29 protein-coding genes are annotated in these 17,638 nt (G+C 61.7%); 23 read left to right on the forward strand and 6 right to left on the reverse strand.

What is annotated here, in order from left to right:
- On the forward strand, positions 1–540 hold a 540-nt coding region (locus LCF60_RS17570; RefSeq protein ID WP_292293547.1), incomplete at its 5' end, for an aminotransferase class IV.
- A gap of 3 nt (positions 541–543) precedes the next feature.
- Positions 544–1,743 carry an FAD-binding oxidoreductase gene (locus LCF60_RS17575; protein WP_292293549.1) on the forward strand — a complete coding sequence of 400 codons (1,200 nt, stop codon included), beginning with the start codon at positions 544–546 and terminating at the stop codon, positions 1,741–1,743.
- Here LCF60_RS17575 and LCF60_RS17580 read toward each other — a convergent pair.
- Positions 1,740–3,122, reverse strand: a complete 1,383-nt coding sequence (locus tag LCF60_RS17580) for a cytochrome P450 (RefSeq protein ID WP_292293551.1) — start codon at positions 3,120–3,122, stop codon at positions 1,740–1,742. The two genes, LCF60_RS17575 and LCF60_RS17580, sit on opposite strands and share 4 nt — an antisense overlap.
- A gap of 128 nt (positions 3,123–3,250) precedes the next feature.
- On the opposite strand from LCF60_RS17580, the gene LCF60_RS17585 reads away from it, so the two are divergent.
- The 6 genes from LCF60_RS17585 to LCF60_RS17610 all read left to right on the forward strand — a co-directional run bounded on the left by LCF60_RS17585 (position 3,251) and on the right by LCF60_RS17610 (position 7,401).
- The gene (locus tag LCF60_RS17585; RefSeq protein WP_292293552.1) at positions 3,251–3,895 is read left to right on the forward strand and encodes a hypothetical protein; all 645 of its coding nucleotides are present in this window, start codon (positions 3,251–3,253) and stop codon (positions 3,893–3,895) included.
- Between the two features lie 141 nt (positions 3,896–4,036).
- On the forward strand, positions 4,037–5,212 hold the full coding sequence (gene tuf, locus LCF60_RS17590) for an elongation factor Tu (protein WP_292293554.1): 1,176 nt from the start codon (positions 4,037–4,039) through the stop codon (positions 5,210–5,212).
- Positions 5,213–5,330: 118 nt separating this feature from the next.
- A complete protein-coding gene (gene rpsJ, locus LCF60_RS17595) occupies positions 5,331–5,639 on the forward strand; it encodes a 30S ribosomal protein S10 (RefSeq protein WP_007792792.1) in 309 nt (102 codons plus the stop codon).
- A gap of 12 nt (positions 5,640–5,651) precedes the next feature.
- Entirely contained in the window at positions 5,652–6,494 is an 843-nt protein-coding gene (gene rplC / locus LCF60_RS17600) for a 50S ribosomal protein L3 (protein ID WP_292293555.1), read from the forward strand.
- A complete protein-coding gene (gene rplD / locus LCF60_RS17605) occupies positions 6,491–7,108 on the forward strand; it encodes a 50S ribosomal protein L4 (protein WP_292293556.1) in 618 nt (205 codons plus the stop codon). The genes rplC and rplD overlap by 4 nt, the downstream gene beginning before the upstream one ends.
- Positions 7,105–7,401 carry a 50S ribosomal protein L23 gene (locus LCF60_RS17610; RefSeq protein ID WP_292293558.1) on the forward strand — a complete coding sequence of 99 codons (297 nt, stop codon included), beginning with the start codon at positions 7,105–7,107 and terminating at the stop codon, positions 7,399–7,401. The genes rplD and LCF60_RS17610 overlap by 4 nt, the downstream gene beginning before the upstream one ends.
- A gap of 181 nt (positions 7,402–7,582) precedes the next feature.
- Here the strand turns inward: LCF60_RS17610 and LCF60_RS17615 are convergent, their stop codons facing one another.
- Positions 7,583–8,200 (reverse strand): hypothetical protein, encoded by a 618-nt coding sequence (locus LCF60_RS17615; RefSeq protein ID WP_292293559.1) that lies wholly within the window; start codon positions 8,198–8,200, stop codon positions 7,583–7,585.
- Between the two features lie 304 nt (positions 8,201–8,504).
- Here LCF60_RS17615 and rplB point away from each other — a divergent pair, with 304 nt between their 5' ends.
- From rplB to rplP, 5 genes are read left to right on the forward strand one after another with little or no spacing between them, the layout of a single operon-like run.
- The gene (gene rplB, locus LCF60_RS17620) at positions 8,505–9,347 is read left to right on the forward strand and encodes a 50S ribosomal protein L2 (RefSeq protein ID WP_292293560.1); all 843 of its coding nucleotides are present in this window, start codon (positions 8,505–8,507) and stop codon (positions 9,345–9,347) included.
- A 3-nt stretch (positions 9,348–9,350) separates the two neighbouring features.
- Positions 9,351–9,629: a 30S ribosomal protein S19 gene (gene rpsS, locus LCF60_RS17625; protein ID WP_292293563.1), complete on the forward strand. Its 279-nt coding sequence runs from the start codon at positions 9,351–9,353 to the stop codon at positions 9,627–9,629.
- Between the two features lie 3 nt (positions 9,630–9,632).
- Entirely contained in the window at positions 9,633–10,013 is a 381-nt protein-coding gene (rplV, locus tag LCF60_RS17630) for a 50S ribosomal protein L22 (protein ID WP_292293565.1), read from the forward strand.
- On the forward strand, positions 10,013–10,726 hold the full coding sequence (rpsC, locus tag LCF60_RS17635; RefSeq protein ID WP_292293568.1) for a 30S ribosomal protein S3: 714 nt from the start codon (positions 10,013–10,015) through the stop codon (positions 10,724–10,726). Before rplV ends, rpsC begins: the two co-directional genes overlap by 1 nt.
- Before the next feature lie 2 nt (positions 10,727–10,728).
- Positions 10,729–11,142 (forward strand): 50S ribosomal protein L16, encoded by a 414-nt coding sequence (gene rplP / locus LCF60_RS17640; RefSeq protein ID WP_292293569.1) that lies wholly within the window; start codon positions 10,729–10,731, stop codon positions 11,140–11,142.
- Positions 11,143–11,215: 73 nt separating this feature from the next.
- On the opposite strand, the gene LCF60_RS17645 is transcribed toward rplP, so the two are convergent.
- From LCF60_RS17645 to LCF60_RS17660, 4 genes are all read right to left on the reverse strand, one after another.
- Positions 11,216–11,506: a CcdB family protein gene (locus tag LCF60_RS17645; protein ID WP_292293570.1), complete on the reverse strand. Its 291-nt coding sequence runs from the start codon at positions 11,504–11,506 to the stop codon at positions 11,216–11,218.
- Positions 11,494–11,748 carry a type II toxin-antitoxin system CcdA family antitoxin gene (locus LCF60_RS17650; protein ID WP_292293571.1) on the reverse strand — a complete coding sequence of 85 codons (255 nt, stop codon included), beginning with the start codon at positions 11,746–11,748 and terminating at the stop codon, positions 11,494–11,496. The genes LCF60_RS17645 and LCF60_RS17650 overlap by 13 nt, the downstream gene beginning before the upstream one ends.
- 211 nt (positions 11,749–11,959) lie before the next feature.
- Entirely contained in the window at positions 11,960–12,580 is a 621-nt protein-coding gene (locus LCF60_RS17655) for a 2OG-Fe(II) oxygenase family protein (RefSeq protein ID WP_292293573.1), read from the reverse strand.
- 167 nt (positions 12,581–12,747) lie between these two features.
- Positions 12,748–13,161 (reverse strand): DUF4168 domain-containing protein, encoded by a 414-nt coding sequence (locus tag LCF60_RS17660; RefSeq protein ID WP_292293576.1) that lies wholly within the window; start codon positions 13,159–13,161, stop codon positions 12,748–12,750.
- A gap of 323 nt (positions 13,162–13,484) precedes the next feature.
- Between LCF60_RS17660 and rpmC the strand changes: the two genes are divergently transcribed.
- The 10 genes from rpmC to rpsE all read left to right on the forward strand — a co-directional run bounded on the left by rpmC (position 13,485) and on the right by rpsE (position 17,638).
- Complete coding sequence (gene rpmC / locus LCF60_RS17665) at positions 13,485–13,691, forward strand: 50S ribosomal protein L29 (protein WP_292293577.1); 207 nt, start codon at positions 13,485–13,487, stop codon at positions 13,689–13,691.
- A 15-nt stretch (positions 13,692–13,706) separates the two neighbouring features.
- Positions 13,707–13,937 carry a 30S ribosomal protein S17 gene (rpsQ, locus tag LCF60_RS17670; protein ID WP_292293578.1) on the forward strand — a complete coding sequence of 77 codons (231 nt, stop codon included), beginning with the start codon at positions 13,707–13,709 and terminating at the stop codon, positions 13,935–13,937.
- Positions 13,938–14,015: 78 nt separating this feature from the next.
- Positions 14,016–14,384 carry a 50S ribosomal protein L14 gene (gene rplN / locus LCF60_RS17675; protein WP_085892917.1) on the forward strand — a complete coding sequence of 123 codons (369 nt, stop codon included), beginning with the start codon at positions 14,016–14,018 and terminating at the stop codon, positions 14,382–14,384.
- Positions 14,384–14,695, forward strand: coding sequence for a 50S ribosomal protein L24 (gene rplX, locus LCF60_RS17680; RefSeq protein WP_292293580.1), 312 nt, complete (start codon positions 14,384–14,386; stop codon positions 14,693–14,695). Before rplN ends, rplX begins: the two co-directional genes overlap by 1 nt.
- Positions 14,688–15,248, forward strand: a complete 561-nt coding sequence (gene rplE / locus LCF60_RS17685) for a 50S ribosomal protein L5 (protein ID WP_292293582.1) — start codon at positions 14,688–14,690, stop codon at positions 15,246–15,248. The genes rplX and rplE overlap by 8 nt, the downstream gene beginning before the upstream one ends.
- 13 nt (positions 15,249–15,261) lie before the next feature.
- Positions 15,262–15,567, forward strand: coding sequence for a 30S ribosomal protein S14 (gene rpsN, locus LCF60_RS17690; RefSeq protein ID WP_292293583.1), 306 nt, complete (start codon positions 15,262–15,264; stop codon positions 15,565–15,567).
- 12 nt (positions 15,568–15,579) lie between these two features.
- Positions 15,580–15,972 carry a 30S ribosomal protein S8 gene (rpsH, locus tag LCF60_RS17695; protein WP_292293584.1) on the forward strand — a complete coding sequence of 131 codons (393 nt, stop codon included), beginning with the start codon at positions 15,580–15,582 and terminating at the stop codon, positions 15,970–15,972.
- A gap of 12 nt (positions 15,973–15,984) precedes the next feature.
- Complete coding sequence (gene rplF / locus LCF60_RS17700) at positions 15,985–16,518, forward strand: 50S ribosomal protein L6 (protein WP_292293585.1); 534 nt, start codon at positions 15,985–15,987, stop codon at positions 16,516–16,518.
- Positions 16,519–16,530: 12 nt separating this feature from the next.
- Positions 16,531–16,887, forward strand: coding sequence for a 50S ribosomal protein L18 (rplR, locus tag LCF60_RS17705; protein ID WP_292293586.1), 357 nt, complete (start codon positions 16,531–16,533; stop codon positions 16,885–16,887).
- 169 nt (positions 16,888–17,056) lie between these two features.
- Positions 17,057–17,638, forward strand: coding sequence for a 30S ribosomal protein S5 (gene rpsE / locus LCF60_RS17710; RefSeq protein ID WP_292293588.1), 582 nt, complete (start codon positions 17,057–17,059; stop codon positions 17,636–17,638).

Here is a 17,638-nt window from a genome sequence, read left to right on the forward strand (position 1 = left end):
GAGACGACCGAGCCGACGGTGGTTATGTTCACCCAGTCGAAGCCGGGTCTGGCGGACAGCCCGGCGGCGAAGACGGGTCTCAAGATCATCTCGATCGAGGATGTGCGCTGGGGGCGGCGCGACATCAAGACGGTGCAACTGCTTTATCCGTCGATGGGCAAGATGATGGCCAAGAAGGCCGGCGCGGATGATGCCTGGATGGTGCAGGATGGCGCGGTGACCGAGGGCACCAGTAACAACGCCTATATCATCATGGGCAACACCATTGTGACCCGCGCCTTGTCGAATGACATCCTGCACGGGATCACCCGCGCCGCCGTGTTGCGGTTCGCCAAAGAGGCGCAGATGCAGGTCGAAGAGCGCAATTTCACCATCGACGAGGCCAAGACGGCGGATGAGGCCTTCATCACCTCGGCGTCGTCCTTTGTCATGCCGGTGGTCGAGATCGACGGGGTAGCCTTGGGCGATGGCACACCCGGCGCGCGCACGGCGCGGCTGCGCGAGATTTACATCGACGAAAGCCGCAAGGCCGCGATCTGATCCATGGCTTCAACGCCGGAGCGGGACAGCTATGATGTCGTGATCGTCGGCGGGGCGATCATGGGGTCGTCCGTGGCGTGGTTCCTGACCGACATGGGCTTTGATGGACGGATCCTGGTCGTGGACCGGGACATGAGTTTCGAGCGGTCGGCGACGGCGACCTCGACCTCGTGCATCCGGCAGCAGTTCTCGACCGAGCTGAACGTGCGGATCAGCCAGTTCGGAGCGGATTTCATCACCGGTCTGCGCACTTTCATGGGCGGCGACACGCGCGTGCCGCAACTGGACATCCGCAATTTCGGCTATCTCTACCTGGCGGATACGCCGGCCTTTGCCGAGGACCTGCGGGCGCGGGCGGCGGTGCAGGTGGCGGCGGGCGCCGCGACGCGTTTGCTGACACGGGACCAGATCGCCGAGGCCTATCCGTTCTATGCGCTGGACGACATCCTTCTGGCGTCGATCAACACGGCAGGCGAGGGGTATTTCGACAGCATGGCGGTCTTCGACTGGCTGCGGCGGACGGCGCAGGAGCGCGGGGTCGTCTATGTCGAGAACGAGGTCGTCGGCATGGATGTGGCGGAGGGACGCGTGCGGTCGGTTCGTTTGGCGACGGGCGAGCGGATCACCTGCGGACAGGTGATCAATGCCGCCGGGCCGCGCGCCGGGCATGTGGCGCGCATGGCGGGCATCGATCTGCCGGTGGAGCCGCGCAAGCGCTATTCCTGGGTGTTCAAGGCGGCTCAGCCACTGGACCGCGACTTGCCGCTGACGATTGATCCCTCGGGCCTGCATGTGCGCGAAAACGGCGGCGGCACCTATCAGGCCGGGGGGCATTTCGGCGTGGATCCGGCGGTGGATTTCGACGATTTCGAGATGGATCACGGTCTGTGGGAGGCCGAGGTCTGGCCGCTATTGGCGGCGCGTATCCCGCAGTTCGAGGCGATCAGGCTGACCCATGGCTGGGTCGGGCATTACGAGATGAACACCTTTGATCACAACGCGGTTTTGGGGCCGCATCCCGGGATCGGCAATGTCCTGTTCATCAACGGGTTTTCCGGCCACGGGTTGCAGCAGGCCCCGGCGATGGGGCGCGGTCTGGCCGAGTGGCTGTGCTTTGGCGCGTACCGGACGCTTGACCTGAGCGGGTTTCATTTCGACCGACTTTCCAGTGGGTCGCCGCAGGTCGAAAAGGCGGTGATCTAGAGCGGCTCTGCTTCCAGCCAGACGCCGCCTTCGGGGCGCAAGGTGATGATCATCACCGGATCGGGATCGACGCCCTTAACGGATTTGAAACGGAATCGCCCTAGCAGGGTGGCAAGGATGATCACCGCTTCCTGCAAGGCAAAGCTGGCACCGATGCAGATGCGGGGGCCATCCCCAAAGGGCAGATAGGCGTAACGGTCGGGCTTTGCGCCATGGGCCCAGCGGTCGGGGTCGAACTGGTCGGGGTCGTGCCAGAGCAGGTGGGATCGGTGCAGCGCATAGATCGGGATGATCACGGTGTCGCCGGGATGGATCTGCGTGCCGCACAGCGTGTCTTGGGCAAGCGCCGTGCGCGACACGATGGCGGCAGGCGGATAGAGGCGCAGCGCCTCGTCGATGATCTGCCGGATATATGGCAGGCGGGACAGGTCGTCGGCGGTGGCGGCGCGGCCCTGGAGGGCGGATTGCACCTCGGTTCGGGCGCGCTCCTGCACGTCGGGATCGAAGGCGCACAGGTACAGCGACCAGGCCAGCGTGAGGGCCGTGGTCTCGTGCCCGGCGACGATAAAGGTAAGAAGGTTGTCGCGGATCTCCCCGGTGGTCATGCGACGGCCGGTTTTCGGGTCTTCACCCTCGAGCAGCAGGTCGAGCAGGTCTGGAACATCCTGCGATCCCTGCGCCTGTCTTGCGTCGATCACACGGTCGGCGGCGGCCTTCATGTCGCCCATGCCGTTGGTGGCAAGATTGCGACCGGGGCGGGGAATCCAGTCGGGGGCTCCCAGCACGTCCAGGAGCGACACCTTGCCGGCATCGGCGATGTAAAGGTCGATGGCCCGATGTACGGCGGCGCGGTCGAACCCGGTATCGCCGGAAAAGGTGACGTCCGAGATCACGTCGAAGGTGGTGGTGATCATCTCGTCCAGCAGGTTCACGGCCCGGTTGCCCGCCTGTGCGATCCGGTCTGCGGACCGTGTTGCGGCGCGGGTCATCACCGGGCCAAGTGCCGCCACGTTCCGGTGCGAAAACGCCGGCGCGGCGGTGCGGCGTTGCCAGCGCCAGTGCTTGCCCTCGGCAATGAACAGCGAGTCGCCGATGGCCGGGCGCAGCAGGTTCTTGGTGACGATGGATTTCGGATAGGTGTCGACATTTTCCAGGAGCACATGTCGGATCGCCGTCGGGTCCGTCACCATGTGCCAGCGCGTTCCGGTGCGGCCTGACACGATGGGTTGCCGGGTCGAGATGTCCGGGATGATGGTCAGCAGGTTCTGCCGCGACGCCTGCCAGCTTTGCAGCACGTTCAACGGCTTGCGTACCAGGGCCGCCCTGACGGGCAGGGGGGCGGCGTTTTCCGGTGGAGGGGCGTCGATCTCTGTCAGCATGAACGCGGTGCCTGGCTTGCATCTTCAACCGAAACATAGTGCCTGCGCGGCTCGGAGCCAGAGCGGTCGCGTTGCGCCTTGTGAGGGGCTGCGATAGAGAGGGGCAACGGAAACCGCCGGGGGACGCAATGCGCCGCTTTTTCGCTGCTTTGACACTGCTTGCCGGACTGGCCGCCTGCGCCAGCCCGACCCGCGATCTCGAGGGTCCGACGGACCCGCTGGGCGATTTCAAGATGGGCCATATCGGCGTGGTGGCGCCCAATCTGCAAAAGCTTCTGGTTTCGCGCGATGTGCCGAACGAGGAATGGATCGAGGTCATGACCGAGGCGCTCGATGCGCGGTTCCGTCGGTTCGAGGGCGACAGGTTCTACCATCTGGGCGTCAGCATCGAGGCCTATTCCCTGCCGCCCCCCATCGTGCCGGGCAAATCGGCGGTGGCGCTGAACGTCACGCTCTGGGACGATGCGGCGCAGGCCAAGATGAACGTGGAGCCGAAGCCGATCCAGGTGATCAAGGTGTTCGAATCCCGCATCTCCAGTGACCGCGATGAACGGTTGCAGAGCCTTGCCGAAGAGGCCGCCCGCCAGGTCGAGGTCTGGCTGCGCGAGATGCAGGAGACCGAGGGCTGGTTCACCCGAGCCGTGCCGGAAGACCTGCCCGCCGAGCCGGATGCGACGGCCGCACCCCTGGTGCCCGATGCCGGTGTCACGGTGCCTCCCGAGGTGGTGGCGCTGACCGCGTCCGCAGCCGCTTCGGCACCAGCGGCGCAATAGAAAAACCACATCACGCGCGCTTTGCCGGGCGTGGCCGCGGCAGGGTGTGTTTGGGCTTGATTTTCCCCGGTTCGCCGCATAAACGGCGCGCGATGAAAACCGGGTCGGGTGGACCCCCCAAACCACGAGGCGTCTGAAGAGATGGCAAAGGAAAAGTTTGAGCGCGGCAAGCCGCACTGCAACATCGGCACAATCGGTCACGTTGACCACGGCAAGACGACGCTGACGGCGGCGATCACCAAGTACTTTGGCGACTTCCGGGCCTATGACCAGATCGACGGCGCGCCGGAAGAGAAGGCCCGCGGGATCACGATCTCGACGGCGCATGTGGAATACGAGACCGACGCGCGGCACTACGCCCATGTCGACTGCCCGGGCCATGCCGACTACGTCAAGAACATGATCACCGGTGCGGCGCAGATGGACGGCGCGATCCTGGTGGTGAACGCGGCCGACGGCCCGATGCCGCAGACCCGCGAGCACATCCTGCTGGGCCGCCAGGTGGGCATCCCCGCCATGGTCGTGTTCCTCAACAAGGTCGACCAGGTCGATGACGAGGAACTGCTCGAGCTGGTCGAGATGGAAGTGCGCGAGCTTCTGTCGGCCTATGATTTCCCGGGCGACGACATCCCGATCATCGCGGGCTCGGCGCTGCACGCCATGAACGGCACGCAGCCGGAAATCGGCGAGAACAAGATCCGCGAACTGATGGCGGCGGTGGACGAGTACATCCCGCAGCCGGCGCGCGCGATCGACCAGCCGTTCCTGATGCCGATCGAGGACGTGTTCTCGATCTCGGGCCGCGGCACCGTTGTGACCGGCCGTGTCGAGCGTGGCGTCGTGAATGTCGGCGACGAGCTTGAGATCGTCGGCATCAAGGACACCAAGAAGACGACCTGCACCGGTGTGGAAATGTTCCGCAAGCTGCTCGATCGCGGCGAAGCGGGCGACAACGTGGGCGTCCTGCTGCGCGGCATCGACCGCGAGGGCGTGGAGCGTGGCCAGGTTCTCTGCAAGCCGAAATCGGTGAACCCGCACACCAAGTTCGAAGCCGAGGTCTACATCCTGACCAAGGAAGAAGGCGGCCGTCACACGCCGTTCTTCGCGAACTATCGTCCGCAGTTCTACTTCCGCACGACCGACGTGACCGGCACCGTGACGCTGCCCGAGGGCACCGAGATGGTGATGCCGGGCGACAACCTGAAGTTCGAGGTCGAGCTGATCGCGCCGATCGCGATGGAAGACGGCCTGCGCTTCGCCATCCGCGAAGGCGGCCGCACCGTCGGCTCGGGCGTCGTGTCCAAGATCGTCGCGTAAGCGTCGGAAATTCAAATTGCGCGGGACGGTGTCATGCCGTCCCGTATTCGGTTCGATGAAGGGGCAGGGTGGTCCTGGTTCTTCCTCTCAACCGCAACGCCAATGAAGGCTAAGACCAATGCAAAGCCAGAATATTCGCATTCGGCTCAAGGCGTTTGACTACCGCGTGCTCGATGCGTCGACACAGGAAATCGTCAACACAGCCAAGCGGACCGGCGCGCAAGTGCGTGGCCCGATCCCGCTGCCGAACAAGATCGAGAAGTTCACCGTTCTGCGTGGCCCCCACGTGAACAAGAAGTCGCGCGACCAGTTCGAGATCCGGACGCACAAGCGTCTGCTCGACATCGTCGATCCGACTCCACAGACCGTGGACGCTCTGATGAAACTCGACCTCGCCGCCGGCGTGGATGTCGAGATCAAGGTGTAAGGAGAGTATCCCATGATGCGCTCTGGTATCATCGCTAAGAAAGTCGGCATGACCCGGCTTTTCATGGAAGACGGAAAGCAGGTTCCCGTGACCGTCCTCCAACTCGACAAGCTTCAGGTCGTCGCTCAGCGTACGCCTGACTTGCATGGTTATTCGGCTGTTCAGCTGGGCACCGGTTCGATCAAGGCAAAGCGCGTATCCAAGGCGATGCGTGGGCACTTTGCTGCGGCGAACGTGGAACCCAAGCGGAAGGTCGCGGAATTCCGCGTCGCACCCGAGAACCTGATCAACGTGGGTGAAGAGATCACCGCTGACCATTACTTCGAAGGTCAGTTCGTGGATGTCTCGGGCACCTCGATCGGTAAGGGCTTTGCCGGTGCCATGAAGCGGCACAACTTCGGCGGTCTCCGGGCGTCGCACGGTGTGTCGATTTCGCACCGTTCGCACGGTTCCACCGGTCAGTGTCAGGATCCGGGCAAGGTCTTCAAAGGCAAGAAGATGGCCGGTCACATGGGCGCCGTGAAGGTGACCACGCAGAACCTCCAGGTCGTGAAGACGGACGCGGAACGCGGCATCATCATGATCAAGGGCGCCGTTCCCGGTGCCAAGGGTGGCTGGGTGACCGTCAAGGACGCCATGAAGAAGCCGACGCCGGAAAACATCATCCTGCCCGCCGGTCTGCGGTCGGCTGGTGAAGAAGCCAAGCGTCTGGCCGAAGAAGCCGCAGCCCAGGCTGCTGCCGAGGAAGCCGCAGCAGCAGAAGCCGCAGCAGCCGAGGCCGCCGCAGCCGAAGAAGCTGCCCTGAAAGAGGCCGAGGAAGAAATTCAGGCCGAGAAGAAGGAAGGCGACGAATGAAACTCGACGTGATCAAACTGGACGGCGGCAAAGCCGGGTCGGTCGAGCTGACGGACGAGATCTTTGCTCTCGATCCGCGCGCCGATATTCTGCACCGTGTGGTCCGCTGGCAGCGCAACAAGGCGATGCAGGGCACTCACAAGGTGAAAACCCGGTCCGAAGTCAGCTACTCGACCAAGAAGATCTATCGCCAGAAGGGCACCGGCGGCGCACGCCACGGCGCGCGGTCGGCTCCGATCTTCCGCAAGGGTGGTATCTACAAGGGTCCGACGCCGCGCGATCATGGGCATGATCTGCCCAAGAAGGTGCGCAAGCTGGGCCTGATGCATGCCCTGTCCGCCAAGGTCAAGGACGGCTCGCTTGTCATCATCGAGAACATCGAGTCCGATGGCAAGACGGCGTCGCTGGCCAAGCAGGTCCGTGACCTGGGCTGGAAGCGCGCGCTGATCATCGACGGGGCAGAGGTGAACGAAAACTTTGCCCGCGCCGCAGCCAACATCGAAGGTCTCGATGTCCTGCCGTCGATGGGGGCAAACGTCTATGACATCCTCAAGCGTGACACGCTCGTGCTCACGAAGGCGGGTGTCGAAGCACTGGAGGCTCGGTTGAAATGAGCGCGAAAGCTGAACATTACGATGTGATCCGCAAGCCGATCATCACCGAAAAGAGCACCATGGCGTCCGAGAATGGCGCGGTGGTCTTCGAAGTGGCGATCGACGCCAACAAGCCGCAGATCAAGGAGGCCGTCGAGGCTCTGTTTGGTGTGTCGGTCAAGGCGGTCAACACGACGATCACCAAGGGCAAGACCAAGCGCTTCCGCGGCCAGATGGGCCGTCGGAAAGACGTGAAGAAAGCCTATGTGACACTTGCCGAAGGCAACACGATCGACGTGACCACGGGTCTGTGATCGGTTCGGGCTGAGGCCCGGCCTGTGAGAATGACAAAGCCCCTCGCCAGTGATGGCGGGGGGCTTTCTCGTCGGGCACCGCGATCTGACTCCCCAACAGGTTTCGAAAAATAGTGGAAACCACATGTCTCGGACGCGGTCGTTGCCGCGTTCAGGCACGGCTGTTGCGGAAATGTTGCGCCTAGCTGATATAGAGAACCTCGACAATGAGGCCGTTGCCGCCATATCGACCGTTGTTGGCACATTCCACCAAGCGTCCGCCAGCCGGGTCCAAGAGCACGATTTGGCCGCTGCTAGTCTTGCGTGCAGCGACGATGGCATGTCCGCCGCGCCGTTCCCATGCGCCGGCTGGATTCTGGACGAACCATCCAACGCCGACAATAGCAGGCTTTGTCGGAGCCAGGTTTGCGAATTTCACGGGCATCAGGCCGCCGGTATTCACCACCCGGTTCACTGCGAACCCTTCCTGCATCAGCATGCTGGCAATATGGTCCCCACCGATGCCGGTCGAGGCGAAGGTGTTCGCGAACGCATGATGGCCCGCGTCATACTGAGTGTGGTCGAATGTCTGGGGAGCCGGAGCCGGACCCGGATCGGCATAAGGCGTGCGCCACGTTCCGCCGGCCACTGCATTGTTGTAAGTCCGCCACGCCAAGTTCCATTCGCCTTCGTCGAAAGTCATTTGTCGCGCCATGCCACGGGCCATCCAGATGGACGCGACCGCGCAGGAATTCGCCTGTCGTTGCGCCCATACATTGAATTCATGGCCGTCGCTGTCGGTTTGAACTGTCAGGGTCAAAGCATCCCTCCTCTAATAAATTTGGTTAAACAATTGTGCCGTGCCGCAATTATATCGTACTTTCCGACCTTCTTGGATCAATTTATGGACTGGTCTGGTTCAAGCCCGCGCCGGACAACGCTCGGGAATATGGGTTGACCGGGCCACAAGCATTGCCTAGTAACCCCCAACCGCGCAGCCCCGGATTCGTCCGGGGCTTCGTTGTTGTTCTAATCGGGGACCTTCGGGGCCCTATACCAAGGCTCGCAAGAGCCCAAACATAGCGGGGCAAAAGCCTCGCATCTGCTAACGGAAGACAGAAAGCATGGCACTCAAGTCGTATAAGCCGACGACGCCGGGCCAGCGCGGGCTGGTGCTGATCGACCGTTCGGAGCTGTGGAAAGGCCGTCCGGTCAAATCCCTTACTGAGGGTTTGACCAAATCGGGTGGCCGGAACAACACCGGACGTATCACATCCCGTCGTCGCGGTGGTGGGGCGAAACGCCTTTACCGTATCGTTGATTTCAAGCGGAGCAAGTATGACGTGGGCGCGACCGTCGCGCGCATCGAATACGACCCCAACCGCACCGCCTTCATCGCGCTCGTTCAGTATGACGATGGCGAACAGGCCTATATCCTCGCGCCCCAGCGCCTCGCCATCGGCGATCGCGTTGTCGCCTCGGCCAAGGCCGACGTGAAGCCGGGCAACGCGATGCCGTTCTCGGGCATGCCCATCGGGACAATTGTTCACAACATCGAACTGAAGCCCGGCAAGGGTGGCCAGATCGCACGTGCCGCCGGCACCTACGCCCAGTTCGTGGGCCGCGATGGTGGCTACGCGCAGATCCGTCTGAGCTCGGGCGAATTGCGCCTGGTCCGTCAGGAATGCATGGCGACCGTCGGTGCCGTGTCGAACCCCGACAACAGCAACCAGAACTACGGCAAAGCGGGCCGCATGCGCCACAAGGGCATCCGTCCGTCCGTCCGTGGTGTCGTTATGAACCCGATCGACCACCCGCACGGCGGTGGTGAAGGCCGGACCTCTGGCGGTCGTCACCCGGTGACACCGTGGGGCAAGCCGACCAAGGGCAAGCGCACTCGCAACAAAAACAAGGCGTCGCAGAAGCTGATCATCCGCTCGCGTCACGCCAAGAAGAAGGGGCGGTAAACCATGTCGCGCTCTGTATGGAAGGGCCCGTTCGTCGACGCCTATGTCTTGAAAAAGGCAGAAGCGACCCGCGAATCCGGCCGCAACGAAGTCATCAAGATCTGGTCGCGCCGCTCGACGATCCTGCCCCAGTTCGTGGGCCTGACGTTTGGCGTCTACAACGGCCAGAAGCATATCCCTGTGAACGTCAGCGAAGACATGATCGGTCAGAAGTTCGGTGAATATTCGCCGACCCGGACCTATTACGGTCATGCGGCTGACAAAAAAGCGAAGCGGAAGTAAGTCATGGGCAAGGAAAAGAACCCCCGCCGCGTGGCTGACAACGAAGCCATGGCGAAGCTGCGGATGCTGCGCACCAGCCCGCAGAAACTCAATCTCGTCGCCGGTCTCATCCGCGGCAAGAAAGTGGACAAGGCGCTGAACGATCTGACCTTCTCGAAGAAGCGGATCTCCGAGGACGTGAAGAAATGCCTTCAGTCCGCGATCGCCAACGCCGAAAACAACCACGGGCTTGACGTGGACGAGCTGATCGTCGCCGAAGCCTATGTCGGCAAGAACCTTGTCATGAAGCGCGGTCGCCCCCGGGCGCGCGGTCGTTTCGGCAAGATCATGAAGCCGTTTTCGGAGATCACCATCAAGGTGCGTCAAGTTGAGGAGCAGGCCTAATGGGTAACAAGACCAATCCGATCGGCATGCGCCTTCAGGTGAACCGCACCTGGGACAGCCGCTGGTACGCCGACACCAAGGACTATGGCAATCTTCTGCTCGAGGACATCGCGATCCGCGCGTTCATCGAGAAAGAATGCAAGCAGGCCGGTGTCGCCCGTGTCATCATCGAGCGCCCGCACAAGAAGTGCCGCGTGACCATTCACACCGCACGCCCCGGCGTCATCATCGGCAAGAAAGGCGCGGACATCGAGACGCTCCGCAAGAAGCTGGCCGCGATGACCGACAGCGAGCTGCACCTCAACATCGTTGAAGTGCGCAAGCCGGAGCTTGACGCGCAGCTGGTCGGCGAAAGCATCGCCCAGCAGCTCGAGCGTCGTGTGTCCTTCCGTCGTGCCATGAAGCGCGCCGTGCAGAACGCCATGCGCATGGGGGCCCTGGGCATCCGCGTGAACGTTGCCGGTCGTCTGGGTGGCGCGGAAATCGCACGGACCGAATGGTATCGCGAAGGCCGGGTGCCGCTGCACACGCTGCGCGCCGACATCGACTATGCCAATGTCGAGGCGGAAACGCCCTACGGCATCATCGGCATCAAGGTCTGGATCTTCAAAGGCGAAATCATGGATCATGATCCGTCGGCGCGGGATCGCAAGGCACAGGAACTTCAGGATGGCCCCGCACCGCGTGGTGCTGGCGGCGGTCGGAGGAATTAATCATGCTTCAACCAAAGCGTACAAAATTCCGCAAGATGTTCAAAGGGCGGATCAAGGGCGAAGCCAAGGGCGGCTCTGATCTGAACTTCGGCACTTTCGGCCTCAAGGCGCTTCAGCCTGAGCGTGTGACAGCCCGCCAGATCGAAGCCGCCCGTCGTGCCATGACGCGCCACATGAAGCGTCAGGGCCGTGTCTGGATCCGGATCTTCCCGGACACCCCCGTCACCTCCAAGCCGACCGAAGTGCGGATGGGTAAAGGTAAGGGCTCGGTGGATTTCTGGGCCGCCAAGGTCAAGCCGGGCCGCGTGATGTTCGAAATCGACGGCGTCGGTGAAGACATTGCCCGCGAGGCGCTGCGTCTGGCCGCGATGAAGCTGCCGATCAAGACCCGCGTCGTGGTTCGCGAGGACTGGTAAGGAGGGTGCGTGCAAGCACGCATCCTACGAGATTGGAAAGCCCCCGGTGTGAAATCGCCGGGGGTTTTTTGTTTCAGACGCCGGACATGAGAACGTCAACTGCGCGTGTGATTTCATCTCGTTGGGTTTTGGCCGACCCGACAATCCTCACCCGCGCCCGTCTTACGGAAGCGATCAACCGTGTTGCCAAGACATACGGATCTTGCTGAAAGTGTATCGTCGGATTCAGTTTCGACACCGCCGGGTATTCACGGATTAAGGGAATCACCACGATGGCCGTGTCTGGCGGCAGAAGGTCGCTTTCGACGACGACCATCAACTGGTCGCCAAACCTGACGATGTCATAAGTTGCTATCGCTTCCACGTCTCGCTCGCGACGCCGACCATGATGTCTGCCAGGGGGTGGCCGTTAACATCATGCCATTCGGACTGTGCTTCGAAAGCCGCGGCGTTTTCTTCAAGCCAATTTTCGCGCCGGGCATCATCGACAGCTTTGGCTAAAGCCGCTTCAGCAACAGCAGACACGTTTACGCCGTACTTTCGCGCCTCGTCCAGAGCCGTTGCATCAAGCGTGAGGGAAGTCTTGCGTTTCGTGGCCTGTGTCACAAACTGACCTCCTTGTGGCGTATACCGCTTATATATACCGTAATCCTTGTTCTTTCAAATCATCGTGTCGCTTTTGCGTTTGATCAGGTAGAACACCGAACCCAAAGTCGTCATGAAGATGATGCGATACGCTATGCCCGACCGAACAGCGTCCGAGCACGCCATTCCGGGACATCGATGCCATGCATCGGAAACAGCCAAAAAGACTGGCTCACTCCCAGCGGTAATTGAAACTCACCGACACGCGTTCGTCCTCGGACTGGTTCATCACCACCTCGTGGCGCAGCCAGCTTTCCCAGAGCAGCACGTCGCCGACCGCCGGTTTGACGTAGATAAACGAACGCATCTCCTCGCGCGCGTCCTTGCGGCGGGGTGGGGCGGCCATCATCATGGCGTGGCGTGGGTCTTCGAGTTTCAGGGCTGACGCGCCCTCGGGCATCGACACGTAGGTCGTGCCCGAGATCACCGAATGCGGGTGGATATGCGCGGCATGGAAGCCGCCTTCGGGCAGGATGTTGATCCAGAGATCCTCGAGCACCAGCTTGCGCCCGTCGAGATCGAATTCCAGGTCCTCGGCGAAACTGGCGACATGGGCATCAAGACAGGTGACCAGGTCGGCAAAGATCGGGAACCGCCAGGGCAGGTCCGTCAGCGACGCGTAGGAGGTGTAGCCAGGATAGGCGTTCTCCTCGCACCACTGCTGACCAGCCTCGTCATCCTCGGCGATGGTGAAACAGGAGTTCTCCATTTCCCCGGGGTCGATGGCGGGTCCGTGCTCGGACAAGGGCGCGTGGTAGAGGCGGGTCACGAAAAGGGAGGATACTGTGCTCATGCGGGGTGTTTACGCCGGTCCGGCCGCTTTGGCGAGAGCCCGATTTCGGCTAAGTGCTTTCGGTCTGCAAGGCGGCGGGTCACAGGAAAACGCCCGCTCCGACAGGATCGGAACGGGCGCTGAATGGGGATGTCCGCCCGAAGGTGGACGGACGGTCCAGAAGCCTGTCATTCCTGCGCGGGTTGAACGCGCTCGACGATGCGTTGATTAAGCGCGGCATCCTGCGCGGCCAGTTCTGCAATGGCCACGTATTCATCGACGCTGATGTCGGGTGCGGCGTCGATGGTGTCGGTGATCGCGACATTGGCCTCCTCGATCAATTCCCGCTGTTCGGCCTCGTCTTCGGCAGCCTGGATCTGCGGGATGTAGGTCTGGCGTACCGCGTCGACGTCTCGCAGGGCGACGACGAAGGCATCCAGCTTGTCGTCGCTGTATTCCGTCTGGGTCGCCTCCGGCGCATCGCTCTGGGTGCTCTGGGCAAGAGCCGGGGTCACTGCGCCGAGACCGACAAGCGTGGTCGTGGCCGCAAGGGCGAAAGCGCGCGAAGTCCGGCGCAGGGCAGTTCCGATTGTAAAGGTCATGTTTTCTCCGTAGTTCATGTCGTCCATCCGGACCTGTGCGGTCCGACCCCCTTCACATGCGGTCTCGGTCCGGGCCTCGCAAATCCTTCGGCGAAAACATGCTGGATACCGCCTGGCGCGCCGGGCCGAAGACAGCCGTGGAGCGTCCGGCGGTCCGACCTGAAAGGCGGCCAACAGCGTGGCTGTCCGGCCTCGCAAGAGATAGGACTTGCGTGATCCGCACATCCGACCTATACGGCCCGCTCATCCACCTCCACCGGGAATCAGGGTGACCCGCTCAATGACGGGGCCTTCCGGTGATGTTGACAGAAAGGAATGGCGACATGAACGCCAAGGAACTCGGCGACAAGACGCCCGATCAGCTGCGTGACGAGCTGGTCAACCTCAAGAAAGAGGCCTTCAACCTCCGCTTTCAGCAGGCCACCGGCCAGCTCGAGAACACCGCGCGCATCCGCCAGGTGCGCCGTAACGTGGCACGCATCAACACCGTGCTGAACCAAAAGGCGGCTTCGGCTGCCAGCGACGCGTAAGAGGGAGCCAGACAGATGCCCAAACGTATCCTTTCCGGCACCGTCACATCGACAGCCAACGCACAGACCGTGACCGTTTCCGTCGAGCGCCGCTTCAAGCACCCGGTTCTTCAGAAGACGATCCGGAAGTCCAAGAAATATCGCGCCCATGACGAGGCCGAGACATTCGCAGTCGGGGACGCTGTCCGCATTCAGGAATGCGCCCCCAAGTCGAAGACCAAACGCTGGGAGGTCATCGCTGAGTAAGCGATAACCCTTCGGCATTTACGAAACCCCCGGGCCAATGCCTCGCTCTGAGCGGTCCGGGACGTCGGGAGACAAAACATGATCCAGATGCAGACCAATCTGGATGTAGCTGACAACAGCGGCGCACGCCGTGTTCAGTGCATCAAGGTTCTGGGTGGGTCCAAGCGGAAATACGCGTCGGTGGGTGACATCATCGTCGTATCCGTGAAGGAAGCCATCCCGCGCGGTCGCGTGAAGAAAGGCGATGTCCGCAAGGCCGTCGTCGTACGCACCGCCAAGGAAGTCCGTCGCGAAGACGGCACAGCCATCCGTTTTGACCGCAACGCCGCCGTGATCCTGAACAACGCAGGTGAACCGGTCGGTACGCGTATCTTCGGCCCGGTTGTGCGTGAACTGCGTGGCAAGAACTTCATGAAAATCATCTCGCTTGCTCCGGAGGTGCTGTAATGGCTGCTAAGCTCCGCAAAGGCGACAAGGTGGTCGTGCTTGCCGGTAAAGACAAAGGCAAGTCGGGCACCATCGCGTCCGTAGATCCCAAGGCCGGCAAGGCCGTGGTTGACGGTGTGAACATGGCAATCCGTCACGTGCGCCAGTCCCAGACGACACAGGGTGGCCGCACGCCCAAGGCGATGCCGATCGACCTGTCGAACCTGGCGATTGTCGACAAGAACGGCAAACCGACCCGCGTCGGCTTCAAGACCGAAGGCGACAAGAAGGTCCGTTATGCCAAGACAACAGGGGATGTGATCGATGCTTGATACCGCAACCTACACCCCGCGTCTTCGTTCGGTCTTCCGCGATCAGATCAAGGCCGCTCTGAAGGAAGAGTTCGGCTACACCAACGACATGATGATCCCGCGTCTTGACAAGATCGTGCTCAACATCGGCTGTGGCGCCGAAGCTGTCCGTGACAGCAAGAAAGCCAAGTCGGCTGTCGAGGATCTGTCGAAGATCGCCGGTCAGCAGGCCGTGACCACCAAGGCAAAGAAATCCATCGCGGGCTTCCGCGTTCGCGAAGAAATGCCGCTTGGTGCCAAGGTCACGCTGCGTGGCGACCGGATGTACGATTTCCTGGATCGTCTGATCACCATCGCGATGCCCCGTATCCGGGACTTCCGCGGCGTGAAGCCGTCCTTTGATGGTCGTGGCAACTTTGCCATGGGCATGAAAGAGCACATCGTGTTCCCCGAAATCGACTTCGACAAGGTCGATGAAGTCTGGGGCATGGATATCATCATCACGACGACCGCAAAGACCGACGCGGAAGCCAAGGCGCTGTTGAAGCACTTCAACATGCCGTTCAACGCCTGAGGGGACTGATACCATGGCGAAGAAAGCAATGATTGAACGCGAAAAGAAGCGTCAGAAGCTGGTGGAAAAATACGCCGCCAAGCGGGCTGAGCTGAAAGAAATCGCGAACGACGAAAGCAAGCCGATGGAAGAGCGCTTCAAGGCGCGCCTCAAGCTTGCAAAACTGCCGCGGAACAGCGCGCCGTCGCGCCTGCACAACCGCTGCCAGCTCACCGGGCGTCCGCACGCCTATTATCGCAAACTCAAGGTCAGCCGGATCATGCTTCGTGAACTTGCCAGCAATGGACAAGCCCCCGGTATGGTCAAGTCGAGCTGGTAAGGAGGGCATAGTATGAACGATCCTATCGGCGATATGCTCACCCGTATCCGCAACGCACAGATGCGCGGCAAGTCCACAACCATGACACCGGCCTCCAAGCTGCGTGGCCGCGTTCTCGCGGTGATGGCGGACGAAGGCTACATCCGGGGTTTCGAAGAAACCAAGGACGTGAATGGCCACCCCGCGTATGAAATCAGCCTGAAGTACTACGATGGCACTCCCGTGATCCGCGAACTCAAGCGCGTGTCCAAGCCGGGCCGTCGCGTGTATCTGGGTGTGGACGATATTCCGCAGGTCCGTCAGGGCCTTGGCGTGTCGATCGTGTCCACCTCCAAAGGCGTCATGACCGATGCAAGTGCCCGCAGCCACAATGTTGGCGGCGAAGTACTTTGCACTCTGTTCTAAGGAGGTCTGGTAATGTCTCGTATTGGTAAACAGCCGGTCGAGCTGCCCTCGGGTGTCTCGGCATCCCTGTCCGGCCAGACCATCGAAGTGAAGGGGCCGAAAGGCGCCATGAGCTTCACCGCGACCGATGATGTGACCATCACGGTTGAAGACAATGTGATCAAGGTCGACCCGCGCGGGAAATCCAAGCGCGCGCGCCAGCAGTGGGGCATGTCCCGCACGATGGTGGCGAACCTGGTGCACGGCGTGACTGAAACCTTCAAGAAAGAGCTTGAAATTCAGGGCGTCGGCTACCGAGCGCAGCTTCAGGGCAATGTCCTCAGGCTGAACCTCGGTCTGTCGCATGACGTTGATTTTCCCATTCCGGACGGTGTGACTGTTACCGTGCCCAAGCAGACGGAGATCGTGATCGAAGGTCAGGATGCTCAGCTGGTGGGCCAGGTTGCAGCGAACATTCGCGACTGGCGCAGGCCCGAGCCCTACAAAGGCAAAGGCATTCGCTACAAGGGCGAATTCATCTTCCGTAAGGAAGGCAAGAAGAAGTAAGGACGCGGAAAAATGGCAAACAGTAAACGTGATCTGTTCCAGAAACGCCGTCTGCGCGTTCGGAACAAGCTTCGCAAGGTCAATGCAGGGCGCGCGCGCCTCAGCGTTCACCGCTCCAACAAGAACATCAGCGTTCAGCTGATCGACGATGTGAACGGCGTGACGCTCGCAGCGGCTTCGACGATGGAAAAAGACCTCGCCGGCGGCAAGAACGACGTCGAGGCGGCCACCAAGGTCGGCGCGGCGATTGCCGAGCGGGCCAAGAAGGCCGGCATCAGCGAAGCCTATTTCGACCGTGGCGGATTTCTTTTCCACGGCCGGGTCAAGGCGCTTGCCGAGGCGGCCCGCGAAGGCGGTCTGAAGATCTAACGGTGCGGGTGCGTGGGAACACGCACCCCGTCGAAAATACCGTAGGGTGCGTGATTTCACGCACCTTGCTTTGCGGAAGGCCAAGCCCTTCCCGATGATCCGGGAGCTCCGAAAGGCTCACCTGGATTGGATAACGGGCCCTGCGCCCACAAACGAAAAGGATGCCTACATGGCAGAACGTGAAAACCGTCGGGGCAATCGCCGCGACCGCGAAGAGCAAGCTCCGGAATTCGCAGATCGCCTGGTCGCGATCAACCGGGTGTCCAAGACCGTCAAGGGGGGCAAGCGTTTCGGCTTCGCCGCGCTTGTCGTTGTGGGCGATCAGAAAGGCCGCGTCGGCTTTGGCAAGGGCAAGGCCAAGGAGGTCCCCGAGGCCATCCGCAAGGCGACCGAGCAAGCCAAGCGCAAGATGATCCGCGTGCCGCTGCGCGAAGGCCGCACGCTGCACCACGACATGGAAGGCCGTCATGGCGCCGGCAAGGTCGTGATGCGCACAGCCCCGACCGGCACCGGGATCATCGCCGGTGGTCCGATGCGTGCCGTGTTCGAGATGCTGGGTGTTCAGGACGTCGTCGCCAAGTCGATCGGCTCGCAGAACCCCTACAACATGATCCGCGCCACGCTGGACGGCCTGAGCAAGGAATCCAGCCCGCGCTCCGTCGCGCAGCGTCGTGGCAAGAAAGTCGCCGACATCCTGCCCAAGCGTGAAGACACGCCGCAGGAAAGCGGCCAGGTTGCTGAGGAGGCCTGA

Source organism: Marivita sp., assembly GCF_020055635.1.
Lineage (GTDB): Bacteria > Pseudomonadota > Alphaproteobacteria > Rhodobacterales > Rhodobacteraceae > Marivita.